The sequence below is a fragment of the Dickeya sp. ws52 genome, from assembly GCF_007210685.1.
Classification (GTDB): domain Bacteria; phylum Pseudomonadota; class Gammaproteobacteria; order Enterobacterales; family Enterobacteriaceae; genus Dickeya; species Dickeya chrysanthemi.
This window is the reverse complement of record NZ_SZVX01000002.1, coordinates 126770-144610: the sequence shown is the minus strand read 5'-3', so window position 1 is coordinate 144610 and position 17841 is coordinate 126770. Positions and strand designations below refer to the sequence as shown.

18 protein-coding genes are annotated in these 17841 nt (G+C 55.6%); 9 read left to right on the top strand and 9 right to left on the bottom strand.

The genetic code is table 11. The annotated features are described in order from the left end of the window. Positions 1-403: 403 nt before the first annotated feature. The 4 genes from ppnP to FDP13_RS02515 all read right to left on the bottom strand — a co-directional run bounded on the left by ppnP (position 404) and on the right by FDP13_RS02515 (position 3984). Positions 404-688: a pyrimidine/purine nucleoside phosphorylase gene (ppnP, locus tag FDP13_RS02530; RefSeq protein WP_012770784.1), complete on the bottom strand. Its 285-nt coding sequence runs from the start codon at positions 686-688 to the stop codon at positions 404-406. A 36-nt stretch (positions 689-724) separates the two neighbouring features. Continuing rightward, positions 725-1246, bottom strand: a complete 522-nt coding sequence (aroL, locus tag FDP13_RS02525) for a shikimate kinase AroL (protein ID WP_012770785.1) — start codon at positions 1244-1246, stop codon at positions 725-727. Between the two features lie 316 nt (positions 1247-1562). Then, positions 1563-2579, bottom strand: a complete 1017-nt coding sequence (locus tag FDP13_RS02520; protein ID WP_231578079.1) for an asparaginase — start codon at positions 2577-2579, stop codon at positions 1563-1565. A 304-nt stretch (positions 2580-2883) separates the two neighbouring features. Beyond that, complete coding sequence (locus FDP13_RS02515) at positions 2884-3984, bottom strand: methionine synthase (RefSeq protein ID WP_012770787.1); 1101 nt, start codon at positions 3982-3984, stop codon at positions 2884-2886. 409 nt (positions 3985-4393) lie between these two features. Between FDP13_RS02515 and FDP13_RS02510 the strand changes: the two genes are divergently transcribed. Further along, complete coding sequence (locus FDP13_RS02510) at positions 4394-5581, top strand: carboxylesterase (protein ID WP_033576012.1); 1188 nt, start codon at positions 4394-4396, stop codon at positions 5579-5581. A gap of 128 nt (positions 5582-5709) precedes the next feature. Then, positions 5710-6366 carry an HAD family phosphatase gene (locus FDP13_RS02505; RefSeq protein WP_143838488.1) on the top strand — a complete coding sequence of 219 codons (657 nt, stop codon included), beginning with the start codon at positions 5710-5712 and terminating at the stop codon, positions 6364-6366. 15 nt (positions 6367-6381) lie between these two features. Here FDP13_RS02505 and FDP13_RS02500 read toward each other — a convergent pair whose 3' ends face one another. After that, on the bottom strand, positions 6382-7323 hold the full coding sequence (locus FDP13_RS02500) for a LysR family transcriptional regulator (protein ID WP_033576014.1): 942 nt from the start codon (positions 7321-7323) through the stop codon (positions 6382-6384). 163 nt (positions 7324-7486) lie between these two features. On the opposite strand from FDP13_RS02500, the gene FDP13_RS02495 reads away from it, so the two are divergent. Continuing rightward, complete coding sequence (locus FDP13_RS02495; RefSeq protein WP_012770791.1) at positions 7487-8914, top strand: M20 family metallopeptidase; 1428 nt, start codon at positions 7487-7489, stop codon at positions 8912-8914. Between the two features lie 8 nt (positions 8915-8922). Then, the gene (locus FDP13_RS02490) at positions 8923-10197 is read left to right on the top strand and encodes an MFS transporter (protein ID WP_143838487.1); all 1275 of its coding nucleotides are present in this window, start codon (positions 8923-8925) and stop codon (positions 10195-10197) included. 100 nt (positions 10198-10297) lie between these two features. Here FDP13_RS02490 and FDP13_RS02485 read toward each other — a convergent pair whose 3' ends face one another. Together FDP13_RS02485 and FDP13_RS02480 are read right to left on the bottom strand one after the other, a co-directional pair. Next, positions 10298-11497, bottom strand: a complete 1200-nt coding sequence (locus tag FDP13_RS02485; RefSeq protein WP_143838485.1) for an MFS transporter — start codon at positions 11495-11497, stop codon at positions 10298-10300. Beyond that, positions 11475-12005: a GNAT family N-acetyltransferase gene (locus tag FDP13_RS02480; protein WP_027712867.1), complete on the bottom strand. Its 531-nt coding sequence runs from the start codon at positions 12003-12005 to the stop codon at positions 11475-11477. The genes FDP13_RS02485 and FDP13_RS02480 overlap by 23 nt, the downstream gene beginning before the upstream one ends. 157 nt (positions 12006-12162) lie before the next feature. On the opposite strand from FDP13_RS02480, the gene FDP13_RS02475 reads away from it, so the two are divergent. Next, a complete protein-coding gene (locus FDP13_RS02475) occupies positions 12163-13044 on the top strand; it encodes a LysR family transcriptional regulator (protein WP_033576018.1) in 882 nt (293 codons plus the stop codon). 80 nt (positions 13045-13124) lie between these two features. Here FDP13_RS02475 and FDP13_RS02470 read toward each other — a convergent pair whose 3' ends face one another. After that, positions 13125-13703, bottom strand: a complete 579-nt coding sequence (locus tag FDP13_RS02470; protein ID WP_012770796.1) for a hypothetical protein — start codon at positions 13701-13703, stop codon at positions 13125-13127. A gap of 440 nt (positions 13704-14143) precedes the next feature. On the opposite strand from FDP13_RS02470, the gene FDP13_RS02465 reads away from it, so the two are divergent. The 4 genes from FDP13_RS02465 to FDP13_RS02450 are packed head-to-tail and all read left to right on the top strand — an operon-like array spanning position 14144 to position 17125. Further along, a complete protein-coding gene (locus tag FDP13_RS02465; RefSeq protein ID WP_027712870.1) occupies positions 14144-15379 on the top strand; it encodes a SpoIIE family protein phosphatase in 1236 nt (411 codons plus the stop codon). Positions 15380-15406: 27 nt separating this feature from the next. Continuing rightward, positions 15407-15958 carry a SiaB family protein kinase gene (locus FDP13_RS02460; protein ID WP_012770798.1) on the top strand — a complete coding sequence of 184 codons (552 nt, stop codon included), beginning with the start codon at positions 15407-15409 and terminating at the stop codon, positions 15956-15958. Positions 15959-15960: 2 nt separating this feature from the next. Continuing rightward, positions 15961-16395: a DUF1987 domain-containing protein gene (locus FDP13_RS02455; protein WP_012770799.1), complete on the top strand. Its 435-nt coding sequence runs from the start codon at positions 15961-15963 to the stop codon at positions 16393-16395. Positions 16396-16399: 4 nt separating this feature from the next. Beyond that, positions 16400-17125 (top strand): GGDEF domain-containing protein, encoded by a 726-nt coding sequence (locus tag FDP13_RS02450; protein ID WP_027712873.1) that lies wholly within the window; start codon positions 16400-16402, stop codon positions 17123-17125. A 61-nt stretch (positions 17126-17186) separates the two neighbouring features. Here FDP13_RS02450 and FDP13_RS02445 read toward each other — a convergent pair whose 3' ends face one another. After that, on the bottom strand, positions 17187-17528 hold the full coding sequence (locus tag FDP13_RS02445) for a zinc ribbon domain-containing protein YjdM (protein ID WP_033576020.1): 342 nt from the start codon (positions 17526-17528) through the stop codon (positions 17187-17189). Positions 17529-17841: the final 313 nt, after the last annotated feature.

The following is a 17841-nucleotide window of genomic DNA, read 5'->3' as shown; positions in this document are numbered from 1 at the left end:
GGCATTCCATTCGGGAAAAATAAACTATCGACCAGAAGTATCTCCTCTCATCACGCGGACTATCGATACCGCAGCCAAAAGAAAGGTTCTCTCTCAGGAAAATACAATGGCTCTCGCTAGATTTACAGATTTATCTGAAATTTTTCCCATAAGAAAAGAGTATGAGATTTTTAATTAATAACAAAAAGATAATATACGCAAATATATATTTTCAAATAACCATCATTCCGCTTGGTAATGACTAAACGTCATTATCACCTAAGAATGATATCCCAGTAATACGTTTCGATAACGATATAACGACAGGATGACAAGCAGATTGCGCTAGCGATAGGTAAGCAGGTCGTAGAAAACGACCGCCGGTATCACCGACGGTCATTATCAAGAAAGGAAAAACCGCAGGTTACAGATAACGGCACAGATAAGAAGACGGTTCAGACACCTTCAGTTTAAATTCGCTTTTTTCCGGCACATTGAAAACGGCGCCCGCTTCAAATAATTGCCATTCCTGCGCGCCCGGCAGCAATACGTTTAATGCACCGCTGACTACGGTCATTTCTTCCGCCTGCCCGGTGCCAAAAGTATATTCACCGGCTTCCATCACGCCGACGCTGGCGCGGCCGATGCGGCTACCGTCAAAACCGATGGATTTTACTTTCCCTTCAAAATACTCATTTACATTCAGCATAATGCCCAACCCTTCTGTTAAAAAATCGATTGGCCGTCAGGCCGCAGGCAAACGCAACGTCTGCAACAGTTCCGCGACGATGACCGCCGGCGGCCGGGTCGCATCGACCACATAGTGCGCCACATCCTGATACAGCGCCTCACGTTCCCTGAGTACCGCTTCCATTTCCTCGGCGATCGGCCGTCCGGTCAGTGTCGGCCGCTGATGTGCCTGCGGGCTGGCCTGCAAGCGCTGAGCCAATTCCTGCGCCGGTGCGTGCAAATAAACGACGGTTCCGTGTGCACGCATAAACTCGCGGTTTTGTTCCAGCAGCACCATACCTCCGCCGGTCGCCACAATCCGATTCGCGGTTGTGACCGCCTGCAATGCATCGCTTTCCCGACGGCGAAACCCAGGCCACCCTTCCGCGGCGACCACATCCGCCACGGTCAAACCGCTGGTGTGCTGCATAAAAATATCCGTATCGACAAAGTCATAGCCAAGCGCCTGCGCCAGCTCGCCGCCGACGGTGGTTTTTCCGCATCCTCTGGCACCGACCATAAAAATGGGTTGTGTCATGTCACGACCTGTCCTTCTTTTTCTTCTCAGGCCTGCTCCCCGCAGCGAAGTTGCCGCCAGTCAGCGCCCGTCGTACCAAGAGCTGAATCATACAGGCAACAATCCTCATTAAGAAAGCCTCCGTATTGTCGCAATATGGGGAAAGCGACTTCACGCCAGCTTTCCCGCCAAATCCAGCACAACACGCCATCATTTACGCCGGATATGGCAAATCCCCCCATAAAAGCGCTGCAGATATTTATAGGTCTCTTACCAACAACAAGGCCGCCCAAAGGCGGCCTGCGTATACCGAATCGACCTTACACGTTCAGGGCTATCAGTAGGTGTGGAAATATTCCTGAATCACGTTCGGATCGCTGGTACGCGTCAGTGCCAGCATCAGCAGGATACGAGCGTGCGGCGGGTTGAGAGAGTCCGCAACCAGCCCCGGCAGCGCTTCATCCGGCGGCACGATACCATTACCGGTACGGGTGGAGCGCATCACGATAACGCCTTTCTCCTGAGCCTTACGCATACCGGTAATACCACGAACCGACACCGACCCGGCCCCCATACCGGCATAGACGATGCCTTTCGCGCCATAACGGATGGCCGCGTCATACAAATATTCAGGATCATCCTGATAACCATAAAGAATATCGACTTTCGGCAGCGAGGTCAGGCTGCGTACATCGAACACCGAACGGTTAGTATGCAGTTTATCGAGGCGATTTTGATAATAGATACGGTTACCGATCATCACGCCCAGATAACCTTCTTCATGCGCACGGAAACTGTCCAGCGTCGAAGCATTGCTCTTGGTAATGTAGCGGGCGGAACCGATACGATCATTAAGCACCACCAGCACGCCACGGCCGCGAGACTGTTTATCGCCCGCCACGCGCACCGCTCCCAGCAGGTTCATCGGGCCGTCGGCGCTGATGGCCGTAGCCGGGCGCATCGCCGCCACAAACACCACCGGTTTGTCGCTTTTCACCGTCAGATGAAGAAAATAGGCCGATTCTTCCAACGTGTCGGTACCATGAGTAATGACGACGCCATCCACATCGTCCCGCGCCAGCAGTTCATTCACGCGCTGACTCAGCTTCAACACCACATCACCGGTCATGTTTTCACTGGCCATGTTGGCGAATTGCTCGCCCTTCACATTAGCCAGTTTTTTGATTTCCGGCACGGCGTTGATGAGCGTATCCACGCCAAGCGCGCCTGCCTTGTAACCGGTGGTTTGTGTACCTGTTGCCGCGGAGCCGGCAATCGTACCGCCGGTTGCCAGGATAACGATGTTCGGCAGCTTATCAGCCGCATTCGCCGTAAAAACAAAAAATAAAACCATAACAAACAGAGATTTTAACCATCTTTCCATAACAGATTCTCTTTATCTGGTCAGAGGCGATCGGGCTGATCCGGCCCAAACTCGGCGTCAGCCGATCGTTTTTTTATTAAAAAATGCCTTGCCTGCCAGCCAGCTAGCTGGCATCGGCGCTTATGGTGCAGCGCTCTCACAGAGCTGTATAGCGTCGAATGGTCAACAGGAGAGCCAGATCACTGAATGGACTGTCTATTTTCATCAATCCCCGCATCAAGATGAGAGATGCAGGCGCTAACGGATTCCCCCTCCGCCGTCTACCTAAGACGGCTTACTCCGGTAGCGTCCAGACTTCATGAGCAATATTCACCATATGCTTCAACTTGGCCCATTGCTGCTCTTCCGTCAGCCCACCCGGCTCGCTGTGCCCGAAACCACACTTTGGGCTAATGGCCAACTGCTTTAGCGGCAGGTACAACGAGGCGGTATTGATAGCCATTTTGATCGATTGCGGCGTCTCCAGCCCGGCATGGTGAGAATCTATGACGCCCAACACCACTTTCTGGCAGTTCACCTGCCGTAACGGTTCCAGTCCAACCGGACGGCGGTCGTCATACTCGATAAACAGGCTATCTACCGCCAGATTCGCCATCGCATGTCCCATGACTTCACGCCCGCGGCCGTAAACCCAGTTTGGGGAAAAACGGCGGCAACAGATATGCAGACTGATGAACATATCCTGCGGACGTTCCGCCAGCGCCTGGTTTAACGTGTAGGTACAGCGTTCCAGCAGCGTATGCAGCTCGACTCCAGCCGCACTTTCCCGCTCCATCGCCCGGTTGTCGCACAGGTGCGCCCAGAACAGATCATCCAGTTGAATATAGCGGCAGCCCTGACGATAAAACGCCTGAATCACCTTGCGGTATACCGCCGCCAGATCATCGCAAAATGCCTCCAGCGAGGGATAAACCGCATTGTTGCGGATAGCCGGGTACATCAGCATATTCGGGCTGGGCAGCGTCTGCTTTGCCAGCATTCCCCCACCGCCGCCCACCGCCTGATGTAAAAAGCGATAATGGGTCAAAAATGGATGGTTATCGTCAAAATCGAGTTTACCCACGACACGCAGCCGGTAGGGTATCTCGTCGTCCGGCAGGACCGAGTCGTCCACGTCGATGCCCGTCAGGCAGGAGAAAAAATCGGTGATGCCATCGCATACGCGCAGTTCGCCATCGGTAATCGCATGAAGACCGCAATCCTTCTGACGTTCGACCACATTCAGCACTTCTTCGTTTTCGATTTCGGTTAACCGATCACGGGTCATGAGCCCCTGCCGCCATGCCAGTCGTGCCTGCCTCAGGCGAGGCGGCAGCACAAAGCTGCCCACATGTTCAGCATGAAACGGCGGATAAGGTTTTTTTACTGTGCGCATCTCACGCATCCTTTTGGTTTACTCGGCGCTATTGTGTTGACGCAGTGGGTTACACAACATGGCCAGCGCTTCAATGCGCTTGTGTTTTCTCGGGTTATCGTTCAGGCGGCGGACTGTCACTGATCCGCTCGCCGGTGTCAATTGATGGGGCGGGCGATTGTCGCACTGATTACCCATTGATAACAAATAACAAAATTTAATTATTTCATTGCTATATATTTTCCATGCTGGGATTTAATACCGACGCAACGCCGTTATCCGCCGGCACCGATTTCCAATACCCGGTTTTCCTGCACGGAAAAATTGTTTCCTCAGGACGCCATCGTTATGATTCAAGGGATGATTTTCGTCAATCAACTTGTCATACCGTCTTACGATTGTGCGCGCTCGCTCGCAAGGATGGTTTTTTATGAAATACTCGTTTACCGCTCTCCGGCGCCGATTACTCACAGCCAAAATGCTGACGCTGGCCGGCATCATCATGCTGCCGATGCTCGCCGCCTGCGGCCGTATTGCCACGCCGCCGTTAGGACAGCCCTCTTTTACCGCCTATCAACAGCAAACCGAGCAATGGGTGCGGCAGCATCGGGCGTTTCAGTCCGACGATATTCGACAAGAGCTACGCTGGAATACACCGCAGGAAACCAGCCCCGCCGGGAAACCCCGCAAAGGGATCCTGCTGGTGCATGGGCTGGGCGATGCGCCCGGCACATTTAGCGATGTGGCACCGGCACTGGCGCAACAAGGATACCTTGTTCGCACGGTACTACTGGCCGGACATGGCACCCGCCCGGAAGATATGATCCCGATATCGGTAGACGATTGGCGGCAGGTCGTCGCCGAACAGGCCGGGCAGCTACAACGCGATGTGGATGAGGTTTATCTGGGCGGTTTCTCCACCGGCGCCAATCTGGTTCTGGAATACGCACTGGAACACCCGAACATTCGCGGGCTGCTGCTGTTCTCTCCGGCGATTCGCTCCAATTCAACCTTTGATTTTCTAACGCCGGTGATTGCCCCGTTCCGGGAGTGGTTGCTCGCGCCTCGCCCCAATGCGCCGACACAGTTAGCCACACGTTATCTGTCGGTCCCGACCAACGGTCTGGCGCAATATTACCGAACCAGCCTGGCGGTAAGACGCCTGTTATGGCGCTACAACTATGATCGCCCGGTGCTGATGGTCGTCGCCGAGCACGACTCGGTATTGGATACGCCTTACCTGCGGCAGCTCTTTCGAACGCACTTTACTCACCCGGCCAGCCGCCTGATTTGGTACGGGCAACCGGATAATGCCATCACCAACCGTGAGCAGGTACGCGCCGATCGTCTGCCTGAATGGCACATCAGCCAGTTTTCACATATGTCGGTCTTGTTCTCGCCGGATAACCCGCTGTACGGCCGCAATGGTTCGGTAATACTTTGCCGCAATGGCCTGAACTCTCCATCAGACGAGCAATGCCGCGATCGCAGTCGCTTCTGGTATTCCGACTGGGGCTATCAGGAGGAGGGAAAAACGCACGTGCGGCTGACGTTTAATCCTTATTTTGATTGGCAGAACAGTGTGATGCGGCAGGTACTGGCCGATGCCGCTCCCTAACCGCCGCACGGATGCGTGACTGTCATTATTGATCGGTACAATATTTAGCTTTGCCGTGCCGGGCGCATCCATTGCGTCGGCGGTTACCCGACAACCTGATATCCGCAGCTGACTACCGGAGGATCCTGATGGATTTAGCCCTGTTTGATCTGGACGAAACCCTGATTTGCGCCGATAGCACCGGCTTATGGCTGCGCTGGCTGGAGGCGGAGGGGTTCGCCGGCAAAGAATTATTGCAACGGGAACAGCACCTGATGCAGAGCTACTACCAGGGTACGCTGGCGATCGAAGATTACATGTACCTCTCGCTGTCGCCGCTGATTGGTCTGGAGGCCGAGACGGTCTCCAGTTGGATCGAACGCTTTATCCAGCGCGATATTCTGCCCCGGCTCTATCCACAAGCACGAGAGCACATGGACTGGCATCGCCAGCGCGGCGATACCCTGGTGGTTATCTCCGCCAGCGGCGAACATCTGGTGCAGCCCATCGCCCGTCATTTGGGCGCGGACCACGCGCTGGCGATCGGCGTTACGCTGAAAGACGGGCGTTTTACCGGCGATATTCACGGCGTACCAACCTATCAGCACGGTAAAATCACCCGTATCCGCGAATGGCTGGCACACCGCGACGGCGAGCCCTTCGGCCGGCTTTACGGTTACAGCGATTCGCTCAACGACCGGGCGATGCTGGAATTCGTCGATCAGGCTTACGTGGTTAATCCATCGCCTGAACTGGCGGCGTTAGCGCAGGAGAAAGACTGGCGCATCTGCCGCTGGCAATGCTAACCCGACGCTCTTGGGCTAACCGAATGTGTGCGGCTCCAGTCCGATATCCGCTGCCAGCCGTGCATGTTCGCGGCCCAGTTCGGCAAGGATAAACGCGATGAAATGACTTAATGCCGCCGAGCGATGTTTACCCGCCGGCGTTTGTACCTGCAGGCTGCGTTGAGTCAACGGTTCGCTGTGTACGGGTTTCAGCAACAAGCCGTCTTGTCGCGCCCGGTACAGCACCGAAAAATGGCTACAGGCGGTAATGGCGTCCGGCGTCTGCTGCATAAAGTAGTAAAGCGCGGAAAAGTTGTTGCAACTGAGCGTCGGCTCCAGGAAGGTGCCGCTCATCCGACAGGAAAGATCGAACAGTTGGCGGATGGTGGTGCCCTGTTGCGGCAATACCAGCGGAAATCCATGCAGATCAGGGAGCTGGATGGTTTTGTTTGCCAGTGGATGATCCGGGCGCATCAGCAGCAACACCGGCGCCGGGTACGACGCCATCACGTCAATGCCGCGTTCCGGCGACAAGCTGAACTGAAACGCCAGATCACATTCACCGTTGCGCACCATTTCCGATACCTGTATCGCGCTACCGACCTGCAAAAAGAACGTGACGGCGGGGTTATCCTGCCGGAAGCGGGCAAACAGCCCCGGCAGCAGATCAAACGCCATGCCGTCGGTACAGGCAACCCGCACAAACGTTCGCCGAACCGCTTTTAACCCCTGAATCTCGGCGATGGCGTATTCCATGTCCATCATGCTTTTACGCACGTGGTTTTCCAGGATTTGCCCGGCATCCGTCAACACCATACCGCGGGCATGGCGTTCAAACAGCGGCGCACCGATGCGCGCCTCCAGCTTGTGGATTTGCCGGCTGATGGCCGATACCGCCACAAACAGTTGTTGGCTGGCGGCACTTAGCGACCCCGTGTTCGCTACCGTCAGGAAATACCTGATTTCATTGCTATGCATAACCTGTCCGCTTGCCTCGTTTTTGTGCAACGACGCTTTATATTAAAAGCAAAGCTCGCTTGCAATTATTATTATTGTGGCAATGCTGGCGATGATTTAGAACGTGGTTTATCGCATCACTAAAAAACATCACGACAAAAACATCACCACAGACAGGCACAACATGACGACACCACAAGTGATTCAACAGGCGCTGGCGTATTTCGATAGCGGCCGCTTTCGGGATGTGCTGGCGCGTCGCGTCGCTATCGCCAGCGAAAGTCAGCGCAATGACCGGGACGCCGCGCTACAACACTATCTCAGCGGGGAAATCGTACCGGCGTTACAGGCGCTGGGTTTCGAATTGCAGCAAATCGATAACCCGGCCGCGGCTAATCGCCCATTTTTGATAGCCTCCCGCATTGAAGATGCCAGCCTGCCCACCGTGCTGTGCTACGGCCACGGCGACGTCGTGTTCGGCGATGACGAGCACTGGAGCGAGGGGCTTTCTCCGTGGCAACTGGTGGAGCGGGAAGGTCGCTGGTATGGTCGCGGCAGCGCCGACAACAAAGGCCAGCACACCGTCAATATCGCCGCGCTGGAGCAGGTCTTTCAGGCCCGTCAGGGGCGGCTTGGCTTTAACTGCAAATGGCTGTTTGAAATGGGCGAAGAGATAAGCTCGCCGGGCCTGGCCGAGGTGTGCCGCCGTCATGCACAAGACCTGCAAGCCGATCTGTTCATCGCTTCGGATGGCCCGCGTCTCAACGCCGAACGCCCGACGCTGTTTCTGGGTTCACGCGGCTGCGTCAACTTTCGCCTGACCATCCGCGCCCGTGAGCGGGATTACCACTCCGGCAACTGGGGCGGTTTACTGAGCAATCCCGGCACGCAACTGGCTAATGCGATTGCCTGTCTGGTCAATCAACACGGTCAAATGCAGGTGGATGCACTGAAACCACCGCGCCTCACACCGGCGTTGCGCACGATTCTGGCGGACATCACGCCAGGCGGGCAGGCGACGGACCCGGCTCTCGACCCGCATTGGGGTGAAGCGGGGCTAAGCCCGTCCGAGCGGCTGTTCGGCTGGAACACGCTGGAGGTGCTGTCGTTTCTGACCGGCAATCCGCAGCGGCCGATGAACGCCATTCCCGGCCACGCTACGGCGGTATGCCAGCTACGTTTTGTGGTGGACACCGACTGGCGGCAACTGGCGCAGCATCTGCGTCGTCACCTCGACGAGCACGGCTTCACCATGGTGGAGATCAGCGAGGTACGTGGTACGCCCGCCACCCGTCTCGACCCGACCGACCCGCTGGTAGACTGGGCGCTCGACCTGATGCGTCAGTGCAGCGATAAAAAACCGGCGTTGTTGCCTAACCTCGGCGGCTCGCTGCCCAACGAGGTATTTGCCGAGATTCTCGGGCTGCCGACGCTGTGGATACCTCACTCTTACCCGGCCTGCGGCCAGCACGCCGTGGACGAGCATATGCTGATAAGCGTCGCCCGCGAAGGGTTGCAGATCATGACGCGTCTGTTCTGGGATCTGGGTGAACAGGGTCACGCCATTCTGGCGCGACACCGCGCACATCATCATGCCAACAAGCCAAGCTGAGGGACACGATGACGACGGTATCCGTTTCACATCACCAAGCCACACGCCCCAGCCTGTACAAAACACTGTTTGCTACGTGCATCGGCAATGCGCTGGAATGGTTTGACATCGCGGTCTACGGCTTCTTCGCCAATTACATCGCCCACGCCTTTTTCCCCACCCAGGATCCGACGGTATCGCTGTTGCTGGCCTTCGGCAGTTTCGGCGTTTCTTTTTTGATCCGTCCGTTGGGCGCGGTGGTGCTGGGCGCTTACGCCGATCGCGCCGGACGCAAGGCGTCTCTGCTGCTCTCCATCAGCCTGATGTTGTTGGGCGGCGCAATGATTACCTTTATGCCCACTTACGCCAGCATCGGCCTGGCGGCACCGCTGTTGATCATGCTGGCGCGCCTGATTCAAGGGTTTTCCGCCGGCGGCGAGTTCGGCAGTTCCACCGCGTTTCTGGTGGAGCATTTCCCGGAACGCCGCGCGTTTATCGCCAGTTGGCAGTTCGCCACGCAGGGCGCCAGTACCCTGCTGGCTTCGGCGTTTGGTCTCGGATTATCGCAATCGTTAAGCGAAGTCCAAATTCAGGAATGGGGCTGGCGCATCCCGTTCGCGTTTGGTTTGTTGATTGGCCCGGTGGGGCTGTACATCCGCCGTCACGTGCATGAACCCGCCAACTTTGAACAGGCCGAGAAAACCCAATCGCCGATCAAAACGCTGTTCACCCGGCAAAAGGCACTGTTCTTGATTGCCGTCGGCCTGATGGTGATTTCCACCGCCATTAACTACATGCTGAACTATGTCCCTACTTATGCCACCAAGACGCTGCACCTGCCGTCCGGCGCTGCGTTCAGCGCCACGCTGATTGCCGGCGTCATCCTGACGGTCGTCACGCCGTTGGTCGGCTTGTGGGCGGAAAAAGTCGGCCGCCTGCCGCTGATGTGGGGAGCGCTGCTGTTGCTGGCGGTAACCATCTATCCGGCATTCTGGCTGATGACCCGGTATCTGTCGGCGATGTCGCTGATTGTGGTGGTAGGCTGGATGGCGCTGCTGAAGTCGGTGTATTTCTCCACCGTGCCGTCAATGATGGCTGACCTGTTCCCAGTCTCCACCCGCGCCAGCGGCATGGCGATCAGCTATAACGTGGCGGTGACCGTATTCGGCGGCTTTGCCCCGTTCATCTGTACGTTATTGATTAGCGCCACCGGCAGCAGCCTGGCGCCAAGCTACTACCTGATGATCACCGCGCTGATAAGCGTACTGGCGCTATGGCAGGCTCAGTTACGCCATCGCGGCTAGCAATCAATACCCGGTTCCCCGTCATGGCGGCGCGTTATGCCCTGGCGGGGAGCCTATCCGAACCTTGGACGCCGCGCAGGCGTGACACCCCCCGTCGGCGCTATGCGGGGCCGCCGCCAATTATGCGAGGCCGCCGCCGATAAAGCAGCAACGCGGTCAGGGTAATCAGGCAGGCGATACCGAAAGAAAACACCAGCGTGCCTCGATCGCCGATCGACGCTCTCAGCGCGGCATACACCGACGGGGCGGCGGCAGAAAAGAAAAACCCCGGCATCAACAGCAAGCCGATACGAAAGGAGTAACCCTCCCGGCTAAACAACTCCAGCGGCAATGCGGCTTTTACCAGGGTACTCAATCCGTTCGCCGCGCCATATCCGCCAACAAACAACACCACCGCCACCAGAGAATATTCCCCCAACAGCGCCGACAGAAAGCAGACCGGCAGCCCAGCTCCCAGAAACAGGCTTAACTTCAGCGCCGGAAGGCGCCCGCCCATCAACACATCAGCCATCCGGGCGCACACCTGACCGACGCCCCACAACGCCCCCAGCGCAGCGGATACCCCAAATCCGGTCAGTATCGCCAGCAGATGGGCGGAAATACCGGCAGATAAAAAACTGAATAACGCCATCAGCACCGCATACAGCAGCGCAGGAAGACGATCCGCCTCTCCTGTACTTAACGCTATTTCGGTCTTATCTGCACAATGAGGCTCGCTCAACGGCACCGGCTTCGGCAATGCCCGCAGCCATGCGGTTCCCGACAACAGGATAACGCCATAAATCGCCACGCCCCATCGCCAACCCAGCCCACTTTGCAGCGCCATGCCCAGTGGCCAGAACAGAGACGACGATATGCCGCCAAACAACGTCACCAGCGAAATAGCGCGCCGGGCTTCGCCGCCATATAACGCCACCAGCGTGGCGAAAGCCGCTTCATACAGCGAGAGCCGCATCCCGGCACCCAGCATGATCCAGGCCAGAAAGTAGTCCGCCATACCGGTACTGCTCGCCATGAGCAGACAACCGGCGGCGCTGCCGACCGCTCCCAGCGTCATCACTCGTCGCCCACCTACCCGGTCGAGCAACCGGCCGGCATAAGGCGACAGGCACCCCATCACCACCAGCGCCAGCGTGGCGCCGGAGAACGCCAGCGTCGGGCTCCAGCCGCGATCCGCCGCGATGGCGGCGCAAAACACGCCGGGAAGATAAAATGCCGCCCCCCAGTTAATCAGTTGCGTCATACCGACGCAGACGGTGACCCATGTTCGTCCGGCGTCAGTCATACGGTAAGGAGGCATCCCCCTCCCCCAGCGCACGTTGCAGCAATGTGGTATCCACCCAACGCCCGTGCTTCATCCCCACCGAACGTAACGTCCCCGTCAGGGTAAATCCCAGCGACAAATGTAATTGCAGCGAAGCCTGATTACCGCTGTCGGCAATGACCGACACCACCTGTCGATATCCTTGTTGTTCCGCCTGTAACAATGCGGCGGATAACAAGCGCTTGCCGACGCCTTTCCCCAGATGATCCGGATGCAGATAAATCGAATCCTCCAGGGTGAAGCGGTAAGCATAACGAGTACGATAAAACCCCAGATAGCAGTATCCCAACACGTGTCCGTTTTCCGTCGCCACCAGCCAGGGCAAGCCAGCGTCGCGGATTTTCCGCCAACGATCGCGCATTTCGGCTTCCTCAGGCGCTTCGGTTTCAAACGTCGCGATGCCATGCAGAACATGTTGGGCATAAATATCCCTGATGGCGGCGATATGTTCCGCCCGGGCATCCTCAATTACAATGGTACTCATTCGTGTATCCTTGTCAGAACAGCAGGTTAGCGATTAGGCTGGGCCTTATTGCCGCACACACCATCGTATGCGACAGCAGGATATCCACTAGCTTAACCAACCCCCGATAAAGGCAACAGACACAAACAGTTATGCCCACCATAAAGGAAAGTTTGATATGGCCAGATTGAATCTGGAATTGCTGGAAACCTTTACCACGGTGATGCGGGAGGGCAGTTTTTCTGCGGCAGCCAACCGGCTCAACCTGAGCCAGCCTGCCGTCAGCCAGCAGTTTCGCCAACTGGAGCACTATTTTGGCGTACGGCTGGCCGAACGCAGCGGCAAAAACCTGCGGCCAACGCCGGCAGGCGACATGTTGCTGCTCAAAGCAGAACAGATTCGCCAGTTGTTGGACGAAACCCGTCAGGTTATCGCCGACTATACCGAAGACGTCATGGGGCATGTGATTCTGGGTACCGGCGCCACCGCCTGCATTCATCTGATGCCCTCTCTGCTACGCCAGTTGCGACAAGACTATCCCCGGTTGACCGTAGGGGTACGCACCGGTAATACCCGCGACATCGTTCAGGCGGTAATCGACAACCGGATTGATGCCGGGCTGGTCACTCTGCCTATTCCCGCTGCCAGTGTGGCGGTTACGCCACTGATGGAAGACGAACTGGTCGCCATCAGTAACGATCCCTCGCTTCCCGAGAGCGTCTCTCCCGCCTTTCTGCACACCCAGCCGCTGATTTTATTTGAGCGCGGCAGTAGCACCCGCACGTTGATCGACCGCTGGTTTGGCGACGTGGGCACGCCACCGCAACCGGTAATGGAATTGGGCAGTATCGAGGCTATCAAGGAAATGGTGCTGGCCGGGCTGGGATGCAGCATCGTACCAAAACTGTCGTTGAACTCTGACGCGCTGACGCCAGCGTTTCATATTCGGCCACTGAGTCCGGTGCTTAACAGGACGCTGGCGATTGTCATGCGGCAGGATAAACCCGTGAATAAGGCATTGCGCCTGGTTCTGGAAAGACTGAAAAAAGAAAAAATCTAAAAATAAGTCGCCGCCTGATAATAAATCAGGTCATTAATATATTTTCTGAATAATAAACGTAGCGGTAATATTTTTACGTATCAGCCCGGCTGCGGTAATTTATTGCTACCGGGAAGCGTCCAGGGAACCTCACCCGAACTTGCACCCAGCATTTGCTGTATTTTCTCGTAAACTTCTGCTGCCGACATACCGCTATATAAACCCTGGCTATAATAACCAAACTCCGCCGTACTCGCTGGCGCACGCCCGCCACTTACACTTAAATCCGCGGAAGTCAAACGCTTACCGGTAAATACGTTATAGCTTTCACTTTGACCGTCAGGGTATTTCACTACCGAAACCAACACGCCGCCATAAAGCGGGATGCCCGTCATACGCAGCGAGCGCTCAACGCTAGATTCAGTTTGCTGTTTCTGTAGTTTTTCTTTTGCCAGGCGCTCGTCCAGCGATGTCGTACGATCGCGCGTATCGGTTACATCATTCGAATTGTTATCCGCAAATTCATTATTTGGCGAATTATTCATTTTCCCTGAGCTAAAGGAAGCGGATTTATTTACTCCGACAGCGTCGGCGCTCTCTCCAGAGCCGCCATTGGCAATATAACCTTGCTGTGGATAAGAAGATGTTATGTTTTGATTCTGAATACCTGATATGACCACGATTCACTCCTTTTTTATTTTTAACGATAACATGCCTCTAAGGGCACTGATTTATTACGACGCACCAACACCTGCACACCGGAAGAAAAACAACATACCCGCCGCAGCGAGAATCACACAGGACGGCTAAACAGACTCATGCCATCCAAAGCTATCAGGAAATAGAAGAGTGGTTGAAAACCACACGAGCGGCCTCGTTTTTCACACGGCACTCACAAAATAGAAAAGACACACCCACGTCTAAAATATATCGGCCAATTTATTTTTTTATTAATACGAAAAAGGCATAAAAACGTTCATTAAACGACCATGTTGGCAATATTTAGTCATGAGTGTAAAGACGAAACTGACAATTCCTTAGCGTTTCAACAGCCTGTCATGTTCCCGTCATCTGTCGCTGTTAACGTGGAGCCAGCCTACTTCCCCAGAAAGACAAAACAATGAGTGCCTTACCGTCACAGGAACATCGGTTATGCTTCGCTTCCTTCCCAAGCGCACGCGACTTATGTATCACCACGCCGGATATCTCGCCCTCTACCGATAACGCCACCGTATTACAGTTGTTCAGCCGTCACAAGGATCTGGTGAGCCTGCCGGTGGTGGAGGATGGACGTCCATTCGGCCTGATCAACCGTCATAGTTTCCTGTCGCAAATGGCGCGCCCCTACTACCGCGAATTGTATGACCGAAAAAGCTGTATTGCTTTTATGGACAAAACGCCGCTGATCATCGAAGCCTCCGCCTTATTGAGCGATGTGGCGGACAAAGCGGTCATCAGCGGAGAGCGCTTTCTGGCCGACGGCTTCATCATTACCGAAAACGGCCGCTATCTTGGTATCGGCCTGGGTATCGATCTGTTTCGTATCGTCTCGGATACCCATGTGCGCCAGCACCGGCAGATTGTACAAAGTATAGAATATGCCAGCGTCATTCAGGGAGCGATGCTGACGCCGTTTCGGCAAACGCTGGCCGCGACCTTGCAGGATTGGTGTCTGGTGTGGGAACCGCGCGATTGCGTCGGCGGCGATAGTTACGCCTTCAGACAATACGCACATGGCTGGCTGGCCGTACTGGCCGATTGTACCGGCCATGGCGTGCCGGGCGCCTTTATGACGCTGATATTCAATTCGGCGCTGGAACAGGCGCTGGCGCAACACCGCCCGGACCAACCAGGACAACTGATCGGCGGCATTAATCGCTACATCAAAGACACGCTGGGCCAAAAGAGCGGCTATCCGGGGCAAATGTCAGCGTCCGACGATGGCTGCGATGTGCTGGTGATATACGTCAATACCGCCGAGCAAACCCTGAGCTGGGCCAGCGCCCGCATGACGGCGTTTCTGATCGATGCGCAAAGCGGCGAGTTGCTGACGCTCGACAATGACCGTATGGGCGTGGGCTACACCCATACGCCATACGACTACAGTTGGCCGACATTCCAACGCCCGCTGTCGCCGCAAGATCTGTTTTTTTCCACCACCGACGGTTTGCTCGACCAGATTGGCGGCGAGCGGCAGATCAAATTCGGCAAACGCCGTCTGCAGAACGTGTTGCAACGCATCAGGGAACTGCCGATGAATCAGCTTGCCGCTCAACTATTACATCAGCATCGCATCTGGCAGGGCGCCCAGACACGACGCGACGATCTTACATTTTGGGGCTTCAGGCACCCATGAACACGTTTAACCAGGTAAAACCGGAACATGTCCGACACGAAGTACACTGAATTTTTCGACCTCACCCAACAGCAAAATATCGCGCTGTACTATGTGGGGTATTTCTCGCAAAACATCATCTGCTCGCTGGCGGAAACGGTACGGCTGCAACTGGAAAAAAGCCGGGTGCCGCCCAATGTCCGCCGCAAGCTGTTTTCCAGCTTTGTGGAGATGGTGCAGAACATCATCCATTACTCCGCCTCGGCGCTCACGTCGGAAGAACAGGAACATGAAATCCGTCATGGCTCGGTATGCATCGGTTTTGAGGCGGGAAAATACTTTTTATTGAGCGCCAATCGGGTCTATCCGGCTGATGCGGAAACACTGCGCCGACGGCTGGAACCGCTGTGCACGATGACGCTCGATGAAATTCGGCTTGCCTATAAGGCCTCACTGCGTGAAGAGATCCCGGCATCCAGCAAAGGGGCGGATATCGGCCTGTTGACCGTTGCCCGCGATGCCAGCGAGCCGCTGCAATTCACCTTTCGCAGCGACGCCACCACCGGGCTCTCCACGTTTTATCTGAAGGCGGTGATTTAACCATGACAGACATAATAACAACGGACAATCTTCATATTACCGGCACGGCCAGTACGCCGACGGTGGATTTTCGCTTCGACGCCCACCAACTTTCGTTGTCCGGGGAGTCTTACCCGGAAAATGCGGCGGCGTTTTACGGCCCGCTGATCGAGCAGGTGCAGCGCTATTTACAAAACCGTCTCGTACAAACCCGTCTCGCCGCAACCGCCGGGCAACCGGCGCTGATTAACGTGCATGTGTCGCTGCCCTACTTCAACAGCTCCAGTACCAAAATGCTGTTCAGCCTGTTCAATATTCTCGATAAAGCCGCACAGCAGCAGCTTCCTATTGCGTTGCACTGGTATTACGACCAGGACGACGACATTGCCGAAGAGTTCGGGCAAGAGCTGCATATCGATTTTCCCGCGCTCGAATTTCATCCCCACATTCTGGAGTAACGGCATGAGTCGCTATGAACTGTTCACCCCCGAATACGACATCCTGCTGTCAGCCCGCAATATTGCCGCTCAGGCCGACATGCCGGCGGAGGTGTACCGGGAAAGCCTGATTATGCTGGCGGAACACTATCAACGACTGGTACGGGAAACCCACCGGCTGATCACCCGCAGCGACAGGGCGGAACGTGAGCTGACCCGCCTCAATACCCAATTACATCAGTTAGCGGTGGAACTGGAGTACAAAGCCACCCACGACCCGCTGACCGATGTATTCAACCGCAGCGCGATCATCGACCTGGTCGACCACGCGCTGGAACAGGAGCAGGCGGCACTGATAGTGCTGGATATCGACCATTTCAAGCAGGTCAACGACGCTTACGGTCACCCGACCGGCGATGCGGTGATCTGCGCGTTGATAGCCCGCATTAGGGACCTGCTACAGGGAAAAGGCAGTATTGGCCGCGTCGGCGGCGAAGAATTTACCATCCTGCTGGATGGCTATACGTTGATGGCCGCGGTGGATGTCGCCGAGCATATCCACGCCAGCCTGAACCACACCGCATTGGAGCCGTTGCCTGAGCATCAGGTTACCGCCAGCTTCGGCGTCAGTTGGGCGCCGCCGCATACCAGTTTCGATATGTTGTACGGCACCGCCGACGCCGCGTTATACCGGGCCAAGCATCAGGGGCGCAACCGGGTGGAATATATACCGATCGATACCGTCAGCTAACCGACGAGCCGCCCGGCGCCATGCCGGACGGCGTTATTTTTCATCGCGCTGAATTTTCCGATCAGTTTTTCTTCACAAATTCGGATTTCAGCTTCATGGCGCCGAAACCGTCGATCTTGCAATCGATATTGTGATCGCCTTCCACCAGACGAATCCCCTTCACGCGGGTGCCGATTTTCAGCGTCGAAGAGCTACCTTTCACTTTCAGATCTTTCACCACAGTAACGGTATCGCCGTCCGCCAGCAGGTTACCGTTGGCATCCCTCACCACCAGCCCTTCTTCCTGCGCTCCTGCGTCCCCGTCCATCGACCACACATGCCCGCACTCCGGGCAGTTCAGCATGGCATCATCCTGCCAGGTGTATTCAGACTGACATTTAGGGCAGGCAGGTAGCTGTTGCATAATAATCCTCATTAAGATGGAAAAATCAGATAAAAACCCGATATATCAATAAATAAAAAATTTCGTATTTATTATTTTATCGCCTTTAACCAAACAGTGTCAGCAAAAAGAGTCGGAAAAATCGATATTGTTGCACCTTCCTCATCAAAGCCACTCTATTTATTCAGTTTTCTCGCTATCGCCGCTCTACGCGAAAGACACCGCCGATCCGTTATCGTTTACTTACCTCTGTGGAGAAAACTTCAGTTTAATAAAACAATAAGTTGGGTACACTGAACACATCTCATTACAACTACCAGCCTGGATTACATTC